Source organism: Agrobacterium sp. (assembly GCF_059499945.1).
In genome coordinates this window covers 1-4544 of the sequence record NZ_JCABZP010000004.1, presented here as the reverse complement: position 1 = coordinate 4544, position 4544 = coordinate 1, and the positions used below count along the sequence as shown (strand labels likewise).

General features: G+C 52.8%; 3 tRNA genes and 2 rRNA genes. All 5 read left to right on the top strand.

Annotated elements, in window-relative coordinates:
- The first annotated feature begins 254 nt into the window (after positions 1–254).
- Positions 255–331, top strand: a tRNA-Ile gene (locus AC5I5B_RS05285).
- A gap of 94 nt (positions 332–425) precedes the next feature.
- Positions 426–501, top strand: a tRNA-Ala gene (locus AC5I5B_RS05280).
- A gap of 583 nt (positions 502–1084) precedes the next feature.
- A 23S ribosomal RNA gene (locus AC5I5B_RS05275) occupies positions 1085–3971 on the top strand.
- 281 nt (positions 3972–4252) lie between these two features.
- A 5S ribosomal RNA gene (rrf, locus tag AC5I5B_RS05270) occupies positions 4253–4367 on the top strand.
- Between the two features lie 100 nt (positions 4368–4467).
- Positions 4468–4544, top strand: a tRNA-Met gene (locus AC5I5B_RS05265).

The window sequence follows — 4544 nt, the reverse complement described above, 5'->3', positions numbered from 1 at the left end:
GTAACAAGGTAGCCGTAGGGGAACCTGCGGCTGGATCACCTCCTTTCTAAGGAAGCTGTGGAATTGGTAAGACGCCTGTCTAGAACAGGATGAACCTTCCCGTGCTTTTTAGAACATAGATGGCGCCAGTCAGGTGACCATCGAAACGTAATACGCCTGCAGATCTGCTACGCAGACAGCGGGTATGGCGAGGTTCGCCGTCCACGTTTCTCTTTCTTCAAGAAGACAAAAGCCGCATCGACCGGTACCGGAATGGGCCCGTAGCTCAGTTGGTTAGAGCACACGCTTGATAAGCGTGGGGTCGGAAGTTCAAGTCTTCCCGGGCCCACCATTTGCATATGCGAATGAGGGTTTGGGTTGAGACTGTTGGTTGATGCGAATTGTTGCCGCGCCTGGTTGATGAGACCTGGGTGATCGAGCTGGATGGGGCTGTAGCTCAGCTGGGAGAGCACCTGCTTTGCAAGCAGGGGGTCAGCGGTTCGATCCCGCTCAGCTCCACCATTTATTTGCGCTCACGGGTGAGCGGTCCTTCGGACCTACCCTCCGCGAGGGCGCCGAACGATCGGCGACGCGCTATCGCGCTGTACTGGAGAATTGATCCGGCTGCTGCGAATTGTCTTCTGAAGAAATAAAGGTTTGCATCTTTTGCTAAGAAAGATGCCTGTTTTGGATACATTGTGAAGAGAAGATATGTCTGGAAGCGTCCAGGTGTTTTGAGCCCTTGTGGTTTGAAGCGTCCGAGCCCAGTCCCTGAGAAACCGTGTGATGGCTTAGTCGGCCGGAATTGGTGGAGGGGTTGGAGGTAGGAAGGATCGCTTGTCCGAGGCATGTTTGTTGTTTGAAGGTTTAGGCCTTCATCTGATGGACATGCTGGATTGATGTTGCCTGACCGCGCATCACCGGATGATATCTCGAGAAGCTGGTCTTAATGATACGACCTCGAAGTGCACCGGCGTGCCTTCATATGAGGATTGTATCGAACACGTCGATGTCATCGTGACTTGATCTGGTTGTAAAAGGTAACCGGATCTGCCGGTCATTCCTTCGGAATGACGGCTTGATGATGAGCATAGACAATGAGAACGAAGAAGTGAATTAAGGGCATTTGGTGGATGCCTTGGCATGCACAGGCGAAGAAGGACGTGATACGCTGCGAAAAGCCGTGGGGAGCTGCGAATAAGCTTTGATCCATGGATCTCCGAATGGGGCAACCCACCTTAAATGCTTGGGAAATCTGTTTTGTTGGCTGGATGGTCTGTTTGGGTTTACCCATACAGGGCGCTAGCCCGTCGGTGCTTTTGCACCGCGCCGTCCGCAGGCCTTTGGCCGTGAGGACAGAACTGAACAGGTTTCCAAGCATTGTGATAAGGTATCTTACTTTCGAATACATAGGGGTAAGAAGCGAACGCAGGGAACTGAAACATCTAAGTACCTGCAGGAAAGGACATCAACCGAGACTCCGCAAGTAGTGGCGAGCGAACGCGGACCAGGCCAGTGGCAATGATGAATAAAGCGGAACGATTTGGAAAAGTCGGCCATAGAGGGTGATAGCCCCTTACGCGTAGAACAGTCATTGTCCTTGAGTAGGGCGGGACACGTGAAATCCTGTCTGAACATGGGGAGACCACTCTCCAAGCCTAAGTACTCGTGCATGACCGATAGCGAACAAGTACCGTGAGGGAAAGGTGAAAAGCACCCCGACGAGGGGAGTGAAATAGAACCTGAAACCGGATGCCTACAAACAGTCGGAGCCCGCAAGGGTGACGGCGTACCTTTTGTATAATGGGTCAACGACTTAGTGTAACTAGCAAGCTTAAGCCGGTAGGTGTAGGCGCAGCGAAAGCGAGTCTGAATAGGGCGATTGAGTTAGTTGCATTAGACCCGAAACCGAGTGATCTAGCCATGAGCAGGCTGAAGGTTGGGTAACACCAACTGGAGGGCCGAACCCGTATCTGTTGCAATAGATTGGGATGACTTGTGGCTAGGGGTGAAAGGCCAATCAAACTCGGAAATAGCTGGTTCTCCGCGAAATCTATTTAGGTAGAGCGTCGACCGAATACCCTCGGGGGTAGAGCACTGGATGGGCTATGGGGACTCACCGTCTTACTGATCCTAACCAAACTCCGAATACCGAGGAGTACTAGTCGGCAGACACACGGCGGGTGCTAACGTCCGTCGTGAAAAGGGCAACAACCCTGACCTCCAGCTAAGGTCCCCAAGTCATGGCTAAGTGGGAAAGGATGTGAGGATCCCAAAACAACCAGGATGTTGGCTTAGAAGCAGCCATCATTTAAAGAAAGCGTAACAGCTCACTGGTCTAAATAAGGGTCTTTGCGCCGAAAATGTAACGGGGCTAAAGCCATGCACCGAAGCTGAGGATTTGCAGTAATGCAAGTGGTAGCGGAGCGTTCCGTAAGTCTGTGAAGGCGGACCCGTGAGGGCTGCTGGAGATATCGGAAGTGCGAATGTTGACATGAGTAACGATAAAGGGAGTGAGAGACTCCCTCGCCGAAAGACCAAGGGTTCCTGCTTAAAGTTAATCTGAGCAGGGTTAGCCGGCCCCTAAGACGAGGCGGACACGCGTAGTCGATGGGAACCACGTTAATATTCGTGGGCCTGGTGGTAGTGACGGATCTCGTGTGTTGTACATTCTTATTGGATTGAATGTGCGGCGAAGAGGTTCCAGGAAATAGCTCCACCGTATAGACCGTACCCGAAACCGACACAGGTGGTCAGGTAGAGTATACCAAGGCGCTTGAGAGAACTATGTTGAAGGAACTCGGCAAATTGCACGCGTAACTTCGGAAGAAGCGTGACCCCATTTTAGGCAACTATGATGGGGTGGCACAGACCAGGGGGTAGCGACTGTTTATCAAAAACACAGGGCTCTGCGAAGTAGCAATACGACGTATAGGGTCTGACGCCTGCCCGGTGCTGGAAGGTTAAAGGGAGGGGTGCAAGCTCTGAACTGAAGCCCCAGTAAACGGCGGCCGTAACTATAACGGTCCTAAGGTAGCGAAATTCCTTGTCGGGTAAGTTCCGACCTGCACGAATGGCGTAACGACTTCCCCGCTGTCTCCAGCATCAACTCAGTGAAATTGAATTCCCCGTGAAGATGCGGGGTTCCTGCGGTCAGACGGAAAGACCCCGTGCACCTTTACTATAGCTTTACACTGGCATTCGCCAAGGCATGTGTAGGATAGGTGGTAGGCTTTGAAGCAGGGACGCCAGTTTCTGTGGAGCCATCCTTGAAATACCACCCTTATCTTCGTGGATGTCTAACCGCGGTCCGTTATCCGGATCCGGGACAGTGTATGGTGGGTAGTTTGACTGGGGCGGTCGCCTCCGAAAGAGTAACGGAGGCGCGCGATGGTTAGCTCAGACCGGTCGGAAATCGGTCGTCGAGTGCAATGGCATAAGCTAGCCTGACTGCGAGACTGACAAGTCGAGCAGAGACGAAAGTCGGTCATAGTGATCCGGTGGTCCCGCGTGGAAGGGCCATCGCTCAACGGATAAAAGGTACGCCGGGGATAACAGGCTGATGACCCCCAAGAGTCCATATCGACGGGGTTGTTTGGCACCTCGATGTCGACTCATCGCATCCTGGGGCTGGAGCAGGTCCCAAGGGTATGGCTGTTCGCCATTTAAAGCGGTACGTGAGTTGGGTTCAGAACGTCGTGAGACAGTTCGGTCCCTATCTGCCGTGGGTGTAGGAATATTGACAGGATCTGTCCCTAGTACGAGAGGACCGGGATGGACGTATCTCTGGTGGATCTGTTGTCCTGCCAAGGGCATAGCAGAGTAGCTATATACGGAATGGATAACCGCTGAAGGCATCTAAGCGGGAAACCAACCTGAAAACGAGTGTTCCCTATCAGAGCCGTGGAAGACGACCACGTTGATAGGACGGGTGTGGAAGCACAGCAATGTGTGAAGCTTACCGTTACTAATAGCTCGATCGACTTCTTCGTTCCCATTGTTCATGTTCATCAAGCCAAGCTTGATGACATCATCTTCTGTCTTCACGGGCCAAGGGCCCTGCAGACGGCGCGCGCCACAGGTATTTTGCTTGACAGCAAAAACCGGAAGGCGCGACGGACTAGCGTCCTGTATGGCTGCCTCGCTCAACCTCGAGCAAGGCAGGCAAACGGACCAGTCAAAGAAAGACGTGTTAAATTAAATAGAGCTTCGGCTCTCCAGCTTCTCGAAAACTGTTTCCATCTCAAAAATGGAAATCGTTGCGTTTTGCCGACCTGGTGGTTATCGCGGGGCGGCTGCACCCGTTCCCTTTCCGAACACGGCCGTGAAACGCCCCAGCGCCAATGGTACTTCGTCTCAAGACGCGGGAGAGTAGGTCGCTGCCAGGTCTGCAAAACGCAACACAAAATCTTCTCAATCACAAAAATGGGCTTCAAGCCCAAATCAAAAGGCCGCCAACAGCGGCCTTTATGCTATAATAAATCATTCCGCGGGGTGGAGCAGCCCGGTAGCTCGTCAGGCTCATAACCTGAAGGCCGCAGGTTCAAATCCTGCCCCCGCAACCA